General features: G+C 71.1%; 13 protein-coding genes. 9 read left to right on the top strand and 4 right to left on the bottom strand.

Annotated features, from left to right (window positions below; all coding sequences use genetic code 11):
- Positions 1 to 236 precede the first annotated feature (236 nt).
- From ACZ5GP_RS11760 to ACZ5GP_RS11740, 5 genes are read left to right on the top strand one after another with little or no spacing between them, the layout of a single operon-like run.
- Complete coding sequence (locus ACZ5GP_RS11760; protein ID WP_468750733.1) at positions 237 to 3,866, top strand: nitrate reductase subunit alpha; 3,630 nt, start codon at positions 237 to 239, stop codon at positions 3,864 to 3,866.
- A gap of 1 nt (position 3,867) precedes the next feature.
- A complete protein-coding gene (narH, locus tag ACZ5GP_RS11755) occupies positions 3,868 to 5,517 on the top strand; it encodes a nitrate reductase subunit beta (RefSeq protein ID WP_468750684.1) in 1,650 nt (549 codons plus the stop codon).
- Positions 5,514 to 6,140 (top strand): nitrate reductase molybdenum cofactor assembly chaperone, encoded by a 627-nt coding sequence (gene narJ / locus ACZ5GP_RS11750; protein WP_468750683.1) that lies wholly within the window; start codon positions 5,514 to 5,516, stop codon positions 6,138 to 6,140. Before narH ends, narJ begins: the two co-directional genes overlap by 4 nt.
- Positions 6,137 to 6,895, top strand: coding sequence for a respiratory nitrate reductase subunit gamma (gene narI / locus ACZ5GP_RS11745; RefSeq protein WP_468750682.1), 759 nt, complete (start codon positions 6,137 to 6,139; stop codon positions 6,893 to 6,895). The genes narJ and narI overlap by 4 nt, the downstream gene beginning before the upstream one ends.
- Positions 6,895 to 8,004 carry a tellurite resistance/C4-dicarboxylate transporter family protein gene (locus ACZ5GP_RS11740; RefSeq protein WP_468750681.1) on the top strand — a complete coding sequence of 370 codons (1,110 nt, stop codon included), beginning with the start codon at positions 6,895 to 6,897 and terminating at the stop codon, positions 8,002 to 8,004. The genes narI and ACZ5GP_RS11740 overlap by 1 nt, the downstream gene beginning before the upstream one ends.
- A 48-nt stretch (positions 8,005 to 8,052) precedes the next feature.
- Here the strand turns inward: ACZ5GP_RS11740 and ACZ5GP_RS11735 are convergent, their stop codons facing one another.
- Positions 8,053 to 8,316 carry a DUF6199 family natural product biosynthesis protein gene (locus ACZ5GP_RS11735; protein ID WP_468750680.1) on the bottom strand — a complete coding sequence of 88 codons (264 nt, stop codon included), beginning with the start codon at positions 8,314 to 8,316 and terminating at the stop codon, positions 8,053 to 8,055.
- Positions 8,317 to 8,755: 439 nt separating this feature from the next.
- Between ACZ5GP_RS11735 and ACZ5GP_RS11730 the strand changes: the two genes are divergently transcribed.
- From ACZ5GP_RS11730 to htpG, 3 genes are all read left to right on the top strand, one after another.
- Positions 8,756 to 9,085 (top strand): MerR family transcriptional regulator, encoded by a 330-nt coding sequence (locus ACZ5GP_RS11730; RefSeq protein ID WP_468750679.1) that lies wholly within the window; start codon positions 8,756 to 8,758, stop codon positions 9,083 to 9,085.
- 130 nt (positions 9,086 to 9,215) lie between these two features.
- The gene (locus ACZ5GP_RS11725) at positions 9,216 to 9,965 is read left to right on the top strand and encodes an endonuclease/exonuclease/phosphatase family protein (RefSeq protein ID WP_468750678.1); all 750 of its coding nucleotides are present in this window, start codon (positions 9,216 to 9,218) and stop codon (positions 9,963 to 9,965) included.
- A 134-nt stretch (positions 9,966 to 10,099) separates the two neighbouring features.
- Positions 10,100 to 11,938, top strand: a complete 1,839-nt coding sequence (gene htpG, locus ACZ5GP_RS11720) for a molecular chaperone HtpG (protein WP_468750677.1) — start codon at positions 10,100 to 10,102, stop codon at positions 11,936 to 11,938.
- Between the two features lie 279 nt (positions 11,939 to 12,217).
- On the opposite strand, the gene recA is transcribed toward htpG, so the two are convergent.
- On the bottom strand, positions 12,218 to 13,294 hold the full coding sequence (recA, locus tag ACZ5GP_RS11715; RefSeq protein WP_468750676.1) for a recombinase RecA: 1,077 nt from the start codon (positions 13,292 to 13,294) through the stop codon (positions 12,218 to 12,220).
- A gap of 204 nt (positions 13,295 to 13,498) precedes the next feature.
- Entirely contained in the window at positions 13,499 to 14,776 is a 1,278-nt protein-coding gene (locus ACZ5GP_RS11710) for an erythromycin esterase family protein (protein ID WP_468750675.1), read from the bottom strand.
- 336 nt (positions 14,777 to 15,112) lie between these two features.
- On the opposite strand from ACZ5GP_RS11710, the gene ACZ5GP_RS11705 reads away from it, so the two are divergent.
- On the top strand, positions 15,113 to 16,336 hold the full coding sequence (locus ACZ5GP_RS11705; protein ID WP_468750674.1) for an MFS transporter: 1,224 nt from the start codon (positions 15,113 to 15,115) through the stop codon (positions 16,334 to 16,336).
- Positions 16,337 to 16,386: 50 nt separating this feature from the next.
- On the opposite strand, the gene ACZ5GP_RS11700 is transcribed toward ACZ5GP_RS11705, so the two are convergent.
- Positions 16,387 to 17,361 (bottom strand): aldo/keto reductase, encoded by a 975-nt coding sequence (locus tag ACZ5GP_RS11700; protein WP_468750673.1) that lies wholly within the window; start codon positions 17,359 to 17,361, stop codon positions 16,387 to 16,389.
- Positions 17,362 to 17,365 lie beyond the last annotated feature (4 nt).

Below are 17,365 nucleotides of genomic sequence, written 5' to 3'. Positions count from 1 at the left end.
CGTCCCACGGCCCCGGTCGGCACGGCTTCGAGCAAAAGGTCCAACCCTTGCAAAGGGCAAGAAAAATAAGTTCTAGATACACCAAACTGGCCGAAAAGAAGTCCCGCCGACGGGCCGGCCAGGAGGAGTCTGACCCTCGTTCGTCGACAGGCGCGCGTCCGGGGTGACTGCCCGGGCACGCCGATCCACGAGGGGAGCCCGAGGGCGTGGGACGTGGCAGGGCGAAGGTGGACCAGATGGCGGCCGACGCGGCCGAGCGGCTCTTCGCGGTGGGACAGATGTTGCGGCGGGCTCCGGCCACGCCCGACGACCGGGCCGTATTCACATCGGATCAACGGGTCAACGACCAACCGTACAGGGAGCGTTGGGCGCACGACAAAGTGGTGCGCTCCACGCACGGGGTGAACTGCACGGGGTCCTGCTCCTGGCAGGTGTACGTCAAGGACGGTCTGATCACCTGGGAGACACAGGCGACCGACTACCCCTCCGCGGGACCGGACAGGCCGGACTACGAACCGCGCGGCTGTCCGCGGGGCGCGTCGTTCTCCTGGTACACGTATTCGCCGACCCGGGTGAAGTACCCGCACGCCCGAGGCGTCCTGGTGGAGATGTTCAGGGATGCAAAGCGCCGCCTCGGCGGTGACCCGGTGGCGGCATGGGCCGAGATCACCGGCGACCCGGACCTGCGCCGCCGCTACCAGTCGGCCCGGGGCAAGGGCGGCCTGGTGCGCATCGGCTGGGACGAGGCACTGGAGATCGCGGCGGCCGCGCACGTGCACACCCTCAAGGAGTTCGGGCCGGACCGGATCGCGGGCTTCTCCCCGATCCCCGCGATGTCGATGGCCTCGCACGCGGCCGGCGCCCGTTTCCACGCGCTGATCGGCGCGCCGATGCTGTCGTTCTACGACTGGTACGCCGATCTGCCGATCGCCTCGCCGCAGGTCTTCGGCGACCAGACGGACGTACCCGAGTCCGGGGACTGGTGGGACGCCGCCTATCTGATGCTCTGGGGCTCCAACGTGCCGGTCACCCGCACCCCGGACGCGCACTGGATGGCCGAGGCCCGCTACCGGGGGCAGAAGGTCGTGGTGGTCTCCCCGGACTACGCCGACGCGACGAAGTTCGCCGACGAGTGGCTGCACCCCCACCCGGGCACCGACGGGGCGCTGGCCATGGCCATGGGGCACGTCATCCTGCGGGAGTGCTTCGTCGAACGGCAGGTGCCGTACTTCACCGACTACGTCAAGCGCTTCACCGACCTGCCCTTCCTCGTGACCCTGGACGAGCGCGGGACGGACGCGCACACGCCCGGCGCGTTCGTCACCGCCCGCGACCTGGACCTGGCGCAGGACGCCGAGGCCGGCTCGCGGCGCTGGATGCCCGTCCTGTTCGACGCGGCCACCGGCCGGCCCCACGTCCCGAACGGCACCCTGGGGGACCGCTGGGCCAAGGAGAGCGAGGGCCGCTGGAACCTCGACCTCGGTGACATCGATCCGCTGCTCAGCTTCCACGGCCGCCCCGGCGCGACGCGGGCCACCGTCGTCCTGCCGCGCTTCGACACCCCGGGCGCCACACTGCGGCGCGCGGTGCCGGCCCTGCGCGTCGGCGGGCGGCTGGTCACCACCGTCTTCGACCTGATGCTGGCCCAGTACGGCGTGGGCCGCGAGGGCCTGCCCGGGCAGTGGCCCACCTCGTACGAGGACGCGTCCTGCCCCTGCACACCCGCCTGGCAGGAGGCGATCACCTCCGTGTCCGCGAGCGCCGTGGTGCGGGCGGCGCGCGAGTTCGCCCGCACCGCCGAGCGGACCAGGGGCCGCTGCATGATCGTGATGGGGGCGGGCACCAACCACTGGTTCCACTCCGACACGATCTACCGCTCGTTCCTGTCGCTGCTGCTGCTCACCGGCTGCCAGGGCGTGAACGGCGGCGGCTGGGCGCACTACGTGGGCCAGGAGAAGGTGCGCCCGTACGCGGGCTGGCAGCAGCTGGCCACGGCCGCCGACTGGACCCGCCCCGCACGGCAGATGGCCGGCACCCCGTACTGGTATCTGCACACCGACCAGTGGCGCTACGAGAAGTTCACCGCGGACGCCCTCGCCTCGCCCACCGCCCCCGGTGACCTCACGGGCCTGCACACCGCGGACCTCGTCGCCCACGCCACCCGCCACGGCTGGATGCCCTCGTACCCCACCTTCGGCGCCAACCCCCTGGAGCTGGGCGAGCGCATCCGCGCGGCCGACGCGGACCCGGCACGGTGGGTGGCCGCCGAACGCGACGCGGGGCGGCTGTCCTACGCGTGCGAGGACCCCGACGACCCCGCCAACTGGCCGCGCGTGCTCACCGTGTGGCGGGCCAACCTGATCGGTTCGTCGGCCAAGGGCAACGAGTTCTTCCTGCGCCATCTGCTCGGCGCGAGTGACAACGCGAGTGCCGCGCAGGCCCCGCCCGGGGCCCGGCCCCGCGACGTGGCCTGGCGGGACGAGGCGCCGTGCGGCAAGCTCGATCTGCTGCTCGCCCTCGACTTCCGGATGACGTCCACCACCCTCTTCGCCGACCTCGTGCTGCCCGCGGCGACCTGGTACGAGAAGCACGACCTGTCGAGCACCGACATGCACCCCTACGTGCACGCGTTCTCACCCGCGATCAACCCGCCGTGGCAGGCGCGCACCGACTTCGAGATCTTCCACGGCCTCGCCGCGGAGGTGTCCCGGCTCGCCCGGGGCCGCCTCGACACCGCCCACGACCTCGTCGCCACCGCCCTGCAGCACGACACCCCCGGCGAGGCCCCGCCGGAAGGGCCGACCGGGCCGCACTTCACCGTCGTCGAACGGGACTACACCACCCTCGGCGACCGGATCGCCGCCCTGGGGCCGCTCGCCGAGGAACAGGGCATGACGGTCAAGGGAGTCACCGTGCGCCCCGGCCCCGAGGCCCGGTGGCTGGCCGCCCGGTGCGGTACGGCCGGCCACGGCCCGGTGCGGGGGCGGCCCCTCCTCGACACCGACGTCAAACTGTGCGAGGCCATCCTGGCCCTGTCCGGGACCACCAACGGCCGCCTCGCCGCCGAGGGGTTCGAGCGGCTCGCCGAGCGGTGCGGCGCGGACACCGGCCTGGCGGAACTGGCCGCCTCGGTGGCCGAGCGCCGGGTGGAGTTCTCCGACACCCAGGCGCGCCCCGTACAGGTGGGCGCGAGCTTCGAGTGGTCGGGCAAGGAAGGCCCCGACCGCCGCTACGCGCCGTTCACGATCAACACCGAGCACTTCAAGCCCTGGCACACCCTCACCGGACGCCAGCACTTCTACCTCGACCACGCGTGGATCGCCGAGTACGGCGAACAACTGCCCCTCTACCGGCCCCCGCTGGACGTCGCGGCGCTCGGGGAGCAGCCGGGTCAGGGCGACGGCGGCCGGTCGGTGACGGTGCGCTATCTGACCCCGCACTCGAAGTGGTCGATCCACTCCGAGTACCAGGAGAACCTGCTGATGCAGACCCTGGCCCGCGGCGGCCCCGTGATCTGGATCAGCGTGCCCGACGCCGAGGAGATCGGCGTCGCGGACAACGACTGGATCGAGGCGCACAACGCCAACGGCGTGGTCGTGGCCCGCGCCGTCGTCTCGCACCGCATGCCGCCGGGCACCGTGTTCATGTACCACGTCCAGGAGCGCCTGGTGAACGTCCCGAAGTCCGAGGCCACCGGGCGGCGCGGCGGCGTCCACAACGCCCTCACCCGGCTGCTGATCAAGCCGACCCACCTCATCGGCGGCCACGCCCAGCTCTCCTTCGCCCCCAATTACTACGGCCCCACGGGCAACCAGCGCGACGCGCTCACCGTGATCCGCCGCCGTTCGCAGAACGTGGAGTACTGACATGCGCGTGATGGCACAGGTCGCGATGGTGATGAACCTCGACAAGTGCATCGGCTGCCACACCTGTTCGGTCACCTGCAAGCAGACCTGGACCAACCGGTCCGGCACCGAATACGTGTGGTTCAACAACGTCGAGACCCGCCCGGGCCAGGGGTATCCCCGCGCCTACGAGGACCAGGACAAGTGGCGGGGCGGCTGGCGGCTCAAACACGGCCGCCTGGTGCCGCGCAGCGGCGGCCGGGCCCGGCGCCTGGCCCGCCTGTTCGCCAACCCCGAACTGCCGGCACTCGCGGACTACTACGAGCCGTGGACGTACGACTACGACAACCTCATCTCCGCGCCGCTCGGCGACGACGTGCCCACCGCGCCGCCCCGGTCCCTGATCGACGGCGAACCCACCGCGGTGACCTGGGGACCCAACTGGGACGACGACCTCGGCGGCGGGCCGGGGCACCTCGCCGGCGACCCGATCCTCCAGCAGATGAACGAGCGGGTGCGGCTCGAGTACGAGCAGGCGTTCATGTTCTACCTGCCGCGGATCTGCGAGCACTGCCTGAACCCGTCCTGCGTCGCCGTGTGCCCCTCCGGCGCCCTGTACAAGCGCGTCGAGGACGGCATCGTCCTCGTCGACCAGGACCGCTGCCGCGGCTGGCGGATGTGCGTGACCGGCTGCCCGTACAAGAAGGTCTACTTCAACCACCAGACCGGCAAGGCCGAGAAGTGCACGCTGTGCTACCCCCGCATCGAGGCGGGCCAGCCCACCGTCTGCTCCGAGACGTGCGTGGGGCGGCTGCGCTACCTCGGCGTCATCCTCTACGACGCGGACAGAGTGGGCGAGGCGGCGGCCACGCCCGAGGAGAAGGACCTCTACCAGGCCCAGCTCGACTGCTTCCTCGACCCCGAGGACCCCGCCGTACGCCGCGCGGCCGAACAGGCCGGCATCCCGCACGACTGGGTGAGCGCCGCCCGGCGCTCCCCGGTGCACGCCCTGATCAGCCGCTACAAGGTGGCCCTGCCGCTGCATCCCGAGTACCGCACCATGCCCATGGTCTGGTACGTCCCACCGCTGTCCCCGGTCGTGGAGTCCCTGACCGCCACCGGGCACGACGGGGAGGACCCGGCGAAACTCTTCGCGGCGATCGACTCCCTGCGCATCCCCGTGGAGTACCTCGCCGGGCTCTTCACCGCGGGCGACCCGGCCCCGGTGGAAGCCGCGCTGTGCCGCCTGGCCGCGATGCGCTCCCACATGCGGCGCGTCAACCTCGGCGAGGCGCAGGACCCGGCCATCGCCCGCGCCGTCGGCATGGACGCCGAAGGCATCCTCGGCATGTACCGGCTCCTCGCCCTCGCCAAGTACGACGAGCGGTACGTCATCCCCACCAGCTACACCGCCCCCCTGCCGGGCGACATCGACGCCGACGCGCCGGACGCGGGGTGCGGCCTCGACGGCCCCGGCGGCCCCGGGATGTACGACGCGGACGCCTTCCACGGGCCCTTCGCGGGTGACGGCGGGGGAGCGGGCGACGGCGACGGCGGCCGGGCGCCCGAGCACGCCGGCGCCTCACTGCGCGGCCGCGTCAACCTCCTGAACTGGAACGGCCGAGGACGCCCCGAGGGCCTCTTCCCGCGCGGTGAGGGCACGGCACCGTGAGCGGCCCCGCCGTCCACCAGGCCGCCGCGCTGCTCCTCGGCTACCCCGACGCGCGCTGGCCCGAGCGGCTGGACGCCGTGACCGCGGCCCTGGAGCCACTGCCCGGCCCCGACGTCGCCCTCCTGCTGCGGTTCTGCGCCACGGTCCGCGACACGGCGCCGCTCACGCTCGCCGCCCGGTACGTCACGACGTTCGACCGCAGCCGGCGCCGCTGCCTCTACCTGACGTACTACACCGACGGCGACACCCGCAGACGCGGCACGAACCTCGCCCGCCTGAAGGCGCTCTACCGCGGCCACGGCTGGCAGCCGCCCGAGGACGAACTGCCCGACTTCCTGCCCCTGATGCTGGAGTTCGCCGCTCTCACCCCGAAGGCCGGCACCCGCCTGCTCGCCGAACACCGGCCCGGGCTGGAACTGCTGCGCCTCGCTCTGACCGACCACCACAGCCCGTACGCCGACATCGTCGAAGCCGTCTGCCACGCACTGCCCGGCCCCGGCCCGGCCACCCGGGAGGCGGCCCTGCGCCTGGCCCGCGGCGGCCCTCCCACCGAGGCGGTCGGACTCCTTCCCTTCCCCCAACGACCATCGGACGCCCCGCACGCGGAGGAGACCTCCCGGTGAACCATCTGCACACCACCCTGTGGGGCGTCCTGCCCTACCTCGCCCTCGCGGTGCTCGTCACCGGCACCGCCTGGCGCTACCACTACGACCGGTTCGGCTTCACCACCCGCTCCAGCCAGCTGCACGAGAGCCGGCTGCTGCGCGTCGGCGGGCCGCTGTTCCACTACGGAATCGTCTTCGTCGCCGCCGGGCACGTCATCGGTCTGCTCGTGCCCGAGTCGCTCACCGAGCGGGTGCGCGTCCACGAGTGGCTCTACCACGCCAACGCCCTCCTCGTCGGCGGCACCGCGGGCCTCGCCACCCTCGCCGGCCTCGCGATCCTGCTCTTCCGACGGCTCCGGGTGCCCGCCGTCCGGGCCGCGACGAGCCGCAGCGACCGGGCCGTCTACCCGGTTTTGATCTGTGTCGTCCTGGCCGGCCTGACGGCCACCGCCACGACGCTGCGGCCCCACCCCTATGACTACCGCCTCGGCGTCTCGGTATGGTTCCGCTCCCTGTTCACCCTCGACCCGGACGTGCCCGCCATGGCACACGCCCCCCTCGCCTACCAGGTCCACGCGCTGCTCGGCATGGCCCTGTTCGTCCTGTGGCCCTTCAGCCGCCTGGTCCATGCCTTCACCGTGCCGTTGGGTTACCTGGTGCGCCCCTACGTCGTCTACCGCTCCCGCGGAGCCCGTCAGGTGCCCGCCGCACACGGTCCCGGCCCCCGGCCCCCGCGGCGCCAGGCCGCGCGGAAGCCCCTCGTCCGCCGCTGATGCGGGAAGAACTGCTCGACCGGTGCCGGCGCCTGCCGCCCGCGTGCTTCGCCCCGGTGATGGCCACCGGCATCGTCTCCCGGGCCGTGGCGCAAGCGGGAGCCCCCACCGTGTCGAGCGTGCTGTTCGGCATCGCGGTGGCGTCGTACCTGGTGCTCCTGACCGGCACCGTGATCAAGGCCCGGTACCACCGCGCGACTGTGCGGGCCGAACTCCGCGACCCGCCGCGGCTGTTCGGGCACTTCACCCTGGTCGCGGCCAGTGGTGTCCTCGCCGCGCGGCTCTGCGCCGGCCCGCTCAGGTGCGCGGCCCACTTTCTCCTGTTCCTCGCGGCACTCGTGTGGCTGCTGCTGGCCCGGGCCGTCGGGCGGAGCGTCGTCCGGGCCGTCCCCGGCGCCGACGAGCGCGCCGGCGCCGGGACCGTGGCCGACCAGGAGGCGCCCGGCTCGCGCCCGGCGCCGCGGCGGGCCGACGGCAGCTGGTTCCTGGCCACCGTAGGGCTGCAAGCGCTGGGCCTCGCCCTGACCGGCCTGCACCCCGAGCACGCCGTCCTCACCCTCGCGCTCGTGCTCTGGAGCGCCGGCTCCCTTCTCTACGCGGCCACCCTCACGCTGGTCGTCCGACGCCTGCGACACCATCCGCCCTCGGCCGCGGAACTGACCCCTACTTACTGGGTCACCATGGGCGCCGCCGCCATCAGCACCCTGGCCGGCGCCCGACTCCTCGCCCGCGTCCACCTGTTGTCCGGCGCTGCCCGTTCTGCCCTGGCCGTCGCGGTCCTCGCCCTGTGGGCCTGGGCCACCCTCCTGATCCCCGTGCTCCTGGCCGCGGGTATCTGGCGTCACCTGCGCCACCGCATCCCGCTCACCTATGAGCCCGCGCTGTGGACCATCGTCTTCCCCTTGGGCATGTACGCCACGGCGACCACCGAGATCACCGCCGTCGAAGGCGGCAAGGCCTTCCCTCTCTCACCCCACCCCCTGGCGTGGCTCGCCCTCGCGGCCTGGACCGCGGTCACCGCATGCTGCCTGACGAACCGGCTCCCCACCTCGCCGGGCACCGCCCGAGGACCGGCGGCACGGCGCGGACGCCAGAACGTGATCCCGTAAGGCGTCGTATGCCACCGGGTCTGCGGGGGCCGCCGAAGCCGCGCTCGGTCAGAACTGCTCGACCAACATCCAGGCGGCGAACACCAGGACGAGCGCCCCGGTCACGCGCGCCATGGTGTACCCCTTGGCGGTGGGTTCGGTCGCGTCCGGGTCCTTCACCCAGCCCCGCTGCAGCCTCCTGTTGACCTGCCAGAGCAATTGGGGGCGTACCACCTGGATCGTCCCCATGATCAGGAAGAGGCAGAGGACGGGGATGAGGACCGGGCTGTCGCCACTGCCGGAAGCGGCCTGAGTCAACGCGTCGCGAGTCATGCCCGTTCGGATGCCCTGGGGGTGCGGCAGGAAACGACGCCCTGCCCGTGGCGGCCCCCGCCCCGACGGGACACCGAGGGACCGCAGGGACGAACGGTGGAGAATCCAACCCCTCGTACTGGAGGAAATCTATGCTCACGGGAGTAGACATCGTGCTGCGCGGGGGTTAGTGTCTTCTCCGTAGCCAAGAAGTCGAAGAGGGTCCGGCAGGTACGAACTGCCGGGCGAGCAGGTCAAGGAAGGTCCGGTGCCTCGCCTACCCCCCCCGGGCGCAGGGCAGCGGAAAACGAACGCCGGCTGAGGCAAGCCGGTGGATGGTGATGAAACTCGGGGCCCGGGTGCCAGTACGGCGCCCGGGCCCCTCGGCGCGTCCCGTGACACGTCTCCCGAGTGTCTTCCGAAACGTCTCCCGAAAGTTGTCCCGAAAGAAGAAGGTTCTATGGACCCTGCCAGTCTCCGTCCCGTCGACCATCTCGATGACGACGACTATCCGGCGTACACCATGGGCCGGGCCGCCGACATGCTCGGCGTCAAGCCCGCCTTCCTCCGCGCCCTGGGCGAGCACCGCCTGATCAGCCCACTGCGCTCCAAGGGCGGCCACCGCCGCTACTCCCGCTACCAGCTGCGCATCGCCGCCCGGGCCCGGGAGTTCGTCGATCAGGGCACCCCCATAGAGGCGGCCTGCCGCATCATCGTCCTCGAAGACCAGCTGGAGGAGGCCCGCCGCATCAACGAACAGCACCACCAGCGGCACGACAGCACCGCCTGAACACGCCCGCAGTCCTGGGGGCCGGGCGTCAGGTGGATGCGCCGCCGAGGAGGGACTCGGCGGCGGCGGTGCGGGCGTACAGGACGGGCCAGAATGAGACGTCAAGGAGAGGGCCCAGGAGAGGAACAGCGTGCGGGATCTGCCTGATGCGACGACGGAGCGAGACGGAAGCGCGGTCGTGCGCGTGCTCAGCTACAACGTCCGTTCCATGCGTGACGACGTCACCGCCCTCGCCCGGGTGATCCGGGCCTGCCGGCCCGACGTCGTCTGCGTCCAGGAGGCGCCGCGGTTCTTCCGCTGGCGCAAGGCCGCCACCCGTCTCGCGCGGACCAGCGGGCTCGTGTACGTGTCGGGCGGCGCCACCGCCTCCGGGCCGATGATTCTCTCCTCGCTCCGTGCCCACGTGGAGCGCACCGAAGACGTGCTGCTGCCCCGCACCCCGGGTCTGCATCAGCGGGGCTTCTCGACCGCCGTGCTGCGGTTCGGCCGGGCCCGCCTCGGCGTCCTGAGCTGCCACCTGAGCATCGACGACCAAGAGCGCTACGCGCAGGGGCAGCTGCTCCTGGAGCAGTTGTCCGCTCTCAAGGAGCCACACGCGGTCGTCGGCGGCGACTTCAACGACCGACCCGACGGCCGCACCTTCGGCCTGCTCGGCCAGGCCCTCCAGGACGGCTGGGCGACGAAGCCGTGGGGGCGGGAGCACACCACCAGGCTGGGCGACCCGCTGCAGCGCATCGACGCCGTCTTCGCCACACCGGGGGTGCGGGTGCTGGGGTGCGGAGTGCCGATGGGCCTTCCCGGGGTTCGCGAACAGGACCTGCGCGCGGCCACGGACCACCTGCCGGTGCTGGCCGCTGTGCGCGTCCCGGTCGCATACTGATCGCTGTTCATTCCGATCATGTCCGGCAGAGCCCGGACCCCAGGGTCCGGCCGGGGACCGGTCCATCGACCGAGCCGCAAAGGGTGACGGACAATGTTGGTGTTCACACGGACCAACCGACCAGAAGGGAAGTCATGAGTACCGAGACGCTGGAGTTTCAGGCCGAGGCGCGGCAGTTGTTGGAACTGATGGTCCACTCGATCTACTCGAACAAGGACATCTTCCTGCGCGAACTCATCTCCAACGCCTCTGACGCCCTGGACAAGCGGCGCCTGGCCGGCCTGAAGGACGACAGCCTCAAGGCGGATGACCCGCACATCGAGATCGAGGCCGACAAGGAGGCCCGCACGCTGACCGTGCGGGACAACGGCATCGGCATGACGCGCGACGAGGTCGTGGGACTGATCGGCACCATCGCCAGGTCCGGCACGGCGGAGACGCTCCGCCGGCTCCGGGAGAACAAGGAGAACAAGCAGTCGGCCGAGCTGATCGGCCAGTTCGGCGTCGGTTTCTACTCCGTGTTCATGGTCGCCGACAAGGTCACCCTGCTCACCCGCAAGGCCGGTGAACAGACGGGAGTGCGCTGGGAGTCGGACGGCGACGGCACGTACACGATCGAGACCGTCGAGGACGCGCCCGAGGGCACGTCGGTCCGCGTGCACCTGCGCCCCGCCGACGAGGAGGACGCGCTCTACGACTACACGGACGAGGCGAAGATCCGGGAGATCGTCAAGCGGTACTCGGACTTCATCTCCTTCCCCGTCCGGATGGGGGAGAGCACCCTCAATTCGATGAAGGCGCTCTGGGCCCGCCCGCGCTCCGAGGTGAGCGAGGAGGAGTACCAAGAGTTCTACCGGCACATCAGCCATGACTGGACGGACCCGCTCGACATCATCCAGATGCGGGCCGAGGGCACCTTCGAGTACGAGGCCCTGCTGTTCCTGCCGTCGCGGGCCCCGCACGACCTCTACCAGCGGGACGCCCGCCACGGCCTCCAGCTGTACGTCAAGCGCGTCTTCATCCTGGACGACAGTCGCGAACTCCTGCCCGACCACCTGCGCTTCGTCAAGGGCGTCGTGGACGCCGCCGACCTGTCGCTGAACATCTCCCGCGAGATCCTCCAGCAGGACCGGCACATCCAGCTCATCCGCCGCCGCCTGGCCAAGAAGATCCTGGCGTCCATCAAGGACCTGATGGGCAAGGACACCGACAAGTACCGCACCTTCTGGCGCGAGTTCGGGCCCGCCGTCAAGGAGGGACTCCTGGACCGGGCGGAGGACCACAAGGCGATCCTCGACATCGCCTCCTTCGCCTCCACCGCCGGCGAGGAGCCCACCACCCTGGCCGACTACCTCGCCCGGATGCCCGAGGGCCAGGACAAGATCTACTTCATGACCGGCGAGAGCCGCGCCCAGGTCGAGAACTCCCCGCACATGGAGGCGTTCCGGGCCAAGGGGTACGAGGTCCTGCTGCTCACCGACCGGGTGGACGAGATCTGGGTCGAGTCCGTCCACGACTACGAGGGCAAGGAGTTCCAGTCCATCACCCGCGGGGAGGTGGACCTGCCCTCCGAGGAGGAGCCGTCACCGGAGGAGGCCGGGCAGTACGAGGCCGTGCTGGCCTGGCTCAACGAGACGCTCGACGACGTCAAGCAGGTGCGTCTGACGACCCGGCTCACCAGCTCACCGGCGTGCCTGGTCAGCGACACCGACGGCCTCACGCCGGCCCTGGAGAAGATGTACAAGGCGATGGGGCAGGAGCTTCCGTCCGTCAAGCGCATCCTTGAGCTGAACCCGAAGCACCCGCTGGTCAGCGCGGTCAGGGCGGCACATGAGAAGCGGCCCGACGACCCGGAGCTGAAGGGGACGGCCGAGCTGCTGTACGGCACCGCGCTGCTCGCCGAGGGCGGCGACCTGGCCGACCCGGCCCGCTTCGCGGCCCTGCTGGCCGACCGCCTCAGCAAAACGGTCTGAGCCGGGTGCGGTGGGCGTGAGCCACGACGCCTGAGGCCGGCCGCCCGGCGCGTCAGGACGCCGATTGCCGCGAGCACGGACGTGCCCGCGGCAATCGGCCGAGGCCCCGCAGCGCTGCCGTCACCGGATCACCACGCACGCTGACCCGGGACCTTGGCCTCCCGCTCGCGCACGAGAAGGTGCCCGGCGAGGAGAACAGGGACGCGAGCGGATCGGGACCGTGGACCACGCCGCGACGGTGAACGTGGGCCGCCCCCGGCCGGACCGCGGCGGTGCCTGTCAGGCGGCTTTTCCCGCCGGAGCCCGTGCCACATCAGGAATCGGGACGGCGCCGGTGACCTCGGGGGCCGGGGTCTTCGCCGCTGCCCCGATTCCGAGCTTCCCGAGGATCTTCTTCTCGATCTCGTCGGCGAGGTCGGGGTTGTCCTTGAGGAAGGTGCGGGCGTTCTCCTTGCCCTGGCCGAGCTGGTCGCCCTCGTACGTGTACCAGGCGCCGGCCTTGCGGACGAAGCCGTGCTCCACGCCCATGTCGATCAGCCCGCCTTCGCGGCTGATGCCCTGGCCGTAGAGGATGTCGAACTCGGCCTGCTTGAAGGGCGGCGCGACCTTGTTCTTGACGACCTTGACGCGGGTGCGGTTGCCGATCGCGTCCGTGCCGTCCTTCAGCGTCTCGATACGGCGGATGTCCAGACGCACCGAGGCGTAGAACTTCAGCGCCCGGCCACCGGTCGTGGTCTCCGGGGAGCCGAACATCACGCCGATCTTCTCGCGGAGCTGGTTGATGAAGATCGCCGTCGTCCTCGTCTGGCTGAGCGCGCCGGCGATCTTCCGGAGCGCCTGGCTCATCAGACGGGCTTGGAGACCCATGTGCGAGTCGCCCATCTCGCCCTCGATCTCCGCGCGCGGCACCAGGGCCGCGACGGAGTCGATCACGATCAGCTCGATCGCGCCGGAACGGATCAGGATGTCGACGATCTCCAGCGCCTGTTCACCGTTGTCCGGCTGGGACAGGATGAGGTTGTCGGTGTCGACGCCGAGCTTCCTCGCGTACTCCGGATCCAGAGCGTGCTCGGCGTCGATGAACGCCACCGTGCCACCGGCCCTCTGCGCGTTCGCCACCGCGTGCAGCGTGAGGGTCGTCTTGCCGGAGGACTCCGGCCCGTACACCTCCACCACCCGGCCCCGGGGCAGACCGCCCACCCCGAGCGCCACGTCCAGCGCGGTCGATCCGGTGGGGATCACCTCGATGGCCTCGTGGGGCCGCTCGCCGAGGCGCATCACCGAGCCCCTGCCGAATTTCCGATCGATCTGCGCGAGCGCGGTGTCCAGCGCCTTTTCGTGATCGGTTCCTGCCATGAGCTGTCACCCGGTCCGATGGTGTGGCGCGCCGCACGTCGGAGGACGTGAGCGTCTGCTGCCGACAACGGACGTCTCAGAGATCCCAGAAAGCGAACATCCGATCGATTTACGTGTCCAATGAAAGGTACCAAACCCAGGCGGAGCGGCACGGGACGCGGCCGTCGCCGCGGCGCCGTCGAGGACGTTTCGGCTGCTCCGGGCTCAAGGCTTCGCCAGGGTGGTGGTGGAGGAGGTGGGGGTGCTGAGAATGGCATCGAACGCGTCGACGACCGGGGTGCGCTGGTAGACGCTCTGCATCCGGATGTGGTCGGGGCCGGTCAGTTCCGCTGCCCGGGCGGGACGGAGATCGGCGACGGCGAGTCCGAGGCCGGTGTCGGCGAAGGCCGCTTCGATGCTTCCGGGCACGGGCGGCTCCAGCGGGGTGTCGTGGATGCTGAATCCGAAGGAAGCCTCCTCGTCGCGGCGCATCTCGGCCGTTTGCCCCGTGACGCTGGTCAGGCCGAGGGCGAAGTAGCTGTCCCCGAGGGCGTTGTGCAGGTGCTGTCCCATGGGGAACCCCGTGAGGTGGCCGTCGAAGATGATCGGTGTCTTCTGGATGTGGGCGTTGTGGGCCACCAGGACGACGCGGGCCGCGCGGGGGAGCCGGTCCAGGTGCCACAGGAGTGATTCGGCCATGTAGAAGTCACGGGCGGAGGTGTCGGCGGTGAGACCCTTTCCGGCGAAGAGGGCGGCCATGGCGCGGAACGTGTAGTCGCCGTGGCAGGCGGCTTCCAGGCATCGCAGGGCGGTGTCGTAGCCGTGCTGGTCTCCGCGGGAGAGGTACAGCGGTCTCAGGGCGCGGAATCGGACGTGCAGCCGTGCCAGGAGTGCGGTGAGGGTGTCCTGCTCGGCGGTGGTCAGGCGCGCCCACGCGGGTGCTGCCGCGGCTGCGGAGTCACCGGCGAAGGAGGCGGCGATCGTGACCGCGCTCTGCACGGTGGGCAGGCTCTCCGGGTCGATCCGGCGGAGGTAGTCGGCTACGGGGGCCAGGGCGGGGAGCAACGACCCGCCGGCGGCCGGGACGTCGATCCCCGCGAAGCGGACCGGTGTCGCGGCGGAGCGGTTGTGCCGGCGGAGGAAGCGCAGGGGCTCCGGGAGCCCGATGGGGACCGACGATGCCAGCAGCGCGGAGAGGGCGTCGTCGGCTCCGTGCCCCTGGGCCCAGGCGTCGAGGGGGATGGCTTCGCTGAATCCGTACTCGAAGGCCAGGACGGTGAAGCCGCAGCGTTCGACGAGGAAGCGCAGGATGCGCCCGCGCAGCGCGGCGAACTCGTCGATGAAGTGGGAGTGCTCGCCCAGGGCGACCACGCGGACACCGTCGAGGACTGCCCGCAGCGGTTCCAGGTCGTCCAGGGGTGCGGCCGGGTCGAGGTGGCTGAGCGGGATGGCCTGGCGGTGGAGCCAGTCGGTGAAGGGAGGTCGGTCGGTCGCAGTGGGCATGCTGGTGGCTCTTCCGGGAGGTGGGTGGTGGGGACTGTCTGCGTACGGGTGGGTTGCCGCCGACGATGCCGTGCTCGGGAACGGCCTCGGCGCCGTCGGCCGTACCCCCCGCTCGTCGATACGGCATGGCACGGCATGTGCCGTATCGACAGCATGCCCGAATCGGGGAATTGGGGCCCAGCACCCCCCGGCGTTGCCGCCGCGCTCAACGAGCGCTTCACCCCCCGCAGCACGGCTTCTCGGCCAAAGTGGCCTCAAGCAGTTCACCGTTCACGGGAGTTGTGCGTATGTTCAGGCGGAGTGTGATCGACAAGCAGGCGAGCGGGAAGAGGCTGCATGGCAACGGCACCGGCGGCGCGTCGGCACAGGCTGGCGGTGCTCGCGGCCCTGATGCTGGCCGCGTTCACCTTCAACACCACGGAGAACCTGCCGATCGGGCTGCTCAAGCTCATCTCGGACGACGTGCAGGTCTCACTCTCGGCCGTGGGCTACCTGGTCACCGCCTATGGGCTGACCGTCGCCCTGGTCTCCCTGCCGCTCGCGCACGTCACCCGGTCCATGCCGCGCCGCCATGTGCTCACCGTGCTGCTGGCCGCGCTCGTCCTGTCCAGCCTGGTCTCGGCCCTGGGCTCCAGCTACTGGCTGCTGATGGCCGCCCGGCTGGTGACCGCGCTCGCCCAGGCGCTGTTCTGGGCGGTGATGGGGCCGGTGGCGGTCGGCCTGTTCGCCCCGGCCGTGCGGGGGCGGGTGATCGGGGTGCTGTCTGTGGCCGGTTCGCTGGCCCTGGTGCTGGGCGTCCCGCTCGGCACGTGGCTGGGCCAGCAGAGCGCCTGGCAGGTCCCGCTCGTCGTGCTGGCCGGCCTGGGGCTCGTCTCGCTCGTCACGATTGCCGTTCTCCTGCCGACGTCCCGTCCGGAGGAGGGGCACGCGGCCTTCGGTTCGGCGCCGGACAAGCGCCGGTTCAAGCTCGTGCTGGCGACCACCGCCCTGTCCGTCACGGGCGCGTTCGCCGGCTATACGTACCTCGTGAAGTTCCTGGGTGACGTGAGCGATTTCTCCGACACCTCCGTCAGCGCCCTGCTGATGGTCTCCGGTATCTCGGGCGTGGTCGGTGTGACGATCACGGGGCCGCTCCTGGACCGTTACCCGCGCGGCACGCTCGCCCTGCCGGTGGTCACCCAGGCGGCCGGCATGCTGGGCCTGTACGCGTTCGGCGGCGCCCAGGTCGGAGCCGTCGCGTCCCTGGTGCTGCTGGGCGGCTCACTGGGCCCGGTGTTCATGGCCACGCAGAACCAGATGCTGCGCTTCGCGCCCGGCCGTACCGAGATCGCCCTGGCGGCCAACTCCGGTGCCTACAACCTCGGGATCGCGGGCGGGGCACTGCTCGGCGGTCTCGTCCTGCCCGCCTGGGGCGTGCGGGCCACGTTCCTGGTGGGCGGGCTGCTGACCGTCGCCTCGTTCGCGATACTGCTCGCCGAGCGGATGCTGACGCCCGCGCAGGAGGGCCGTCCGACCGACTCCGGCCGGACGGTGGACAGCAGCCCCGCCGAGCACCGCTGACGGCGCGGGGCGGCGCCCCGCACCGGGCCCACGCCCCGCCACGGGCAAACTCACCAGGCGTACGCCTCAGGGGCAGGTCCGCCGGGCCCGGGGAAAAGCGCGTCGAGTTCCTTGAGCTGGCTCTTCTCCAGGGAGATCTTCAGCGCCGCGAGGCCCTGGTCGAGCTGCTCCGCCACGCGCGGGCCAAGGATCGGGGCCGTGACGCCCGGCTGGTGCAACAGCCAGGCCAGGGCCACTTGGGCGGGCGGCAGCCCCTGGTCGGCGCACCACTTCTCGTACGCCGCGATCCGCTCGTGGTGCCGCTTCAGCCGCTTGCCCGACGCGGGCTCCGCCGCGCGGCCACCGGCAGCACCGCGGCGGACCGCCCCGCCCAGCAGACCGCCCTGCAGCGGGCTGTATGGGAGCAGGCCGATGCCGTACTCGCGGCAGGCGGGCAGCACTTCCAGCTCGACGGTGCGTTCCAGGAGGTTGTAGACGGACTGCTCGCTGACCGGGCCGGGAGTGTTGTGCTGCCGGGCGTGCTCCTGGGCCCTGGTCAGGTGCCAGCCGGCGAAGTTGGAGGTGCCGATGTAGGTGACCTTTCCCTGGGCCCTCAGCAGGTCCAGTGCCTGCCAGGTCTCCTCCCACGGTGTGGTCCGGTCGACGTGGTGCACCTGGAACAGGTCGATGTGGTCGGTCCGGAGCCGGCGCAGCGAGTCCTCGCACGCCTTCCTGACGTGGAAGGCCGACAGGCGGCCGGAGTTGGGCTTGCGGCCCATCATCCCGTAGACCTTGGTGGCCAGCACGATCTGGTCGCGGCGGGCGGGGTCCTCGGCGAGCCAGTTGCCGATGATCTGCTCCGTGATCCCCTCGCCCAGCCGCGCGCCGTAGGTGTTGGCGGTGTCGAAGAGGTTCACGCCCTTGTCGAGCGCCAGGTTCATGATGGCGTGCGCCTCGGGCTCCGGGGTGTGGGGGCCGAAGTTCATGGTGCCCAGGCCGAGGCGCCCGACGACCAGCCCCGAGCGTCCCAAGTTGGCGTGCTTCATGATG

Source organism: Streptomyces sp. NPDC031466 (assembly GCF_055581265.1).
This window is presented reverse-complemented; position numbering and strand designations above follow the sequence as displayed.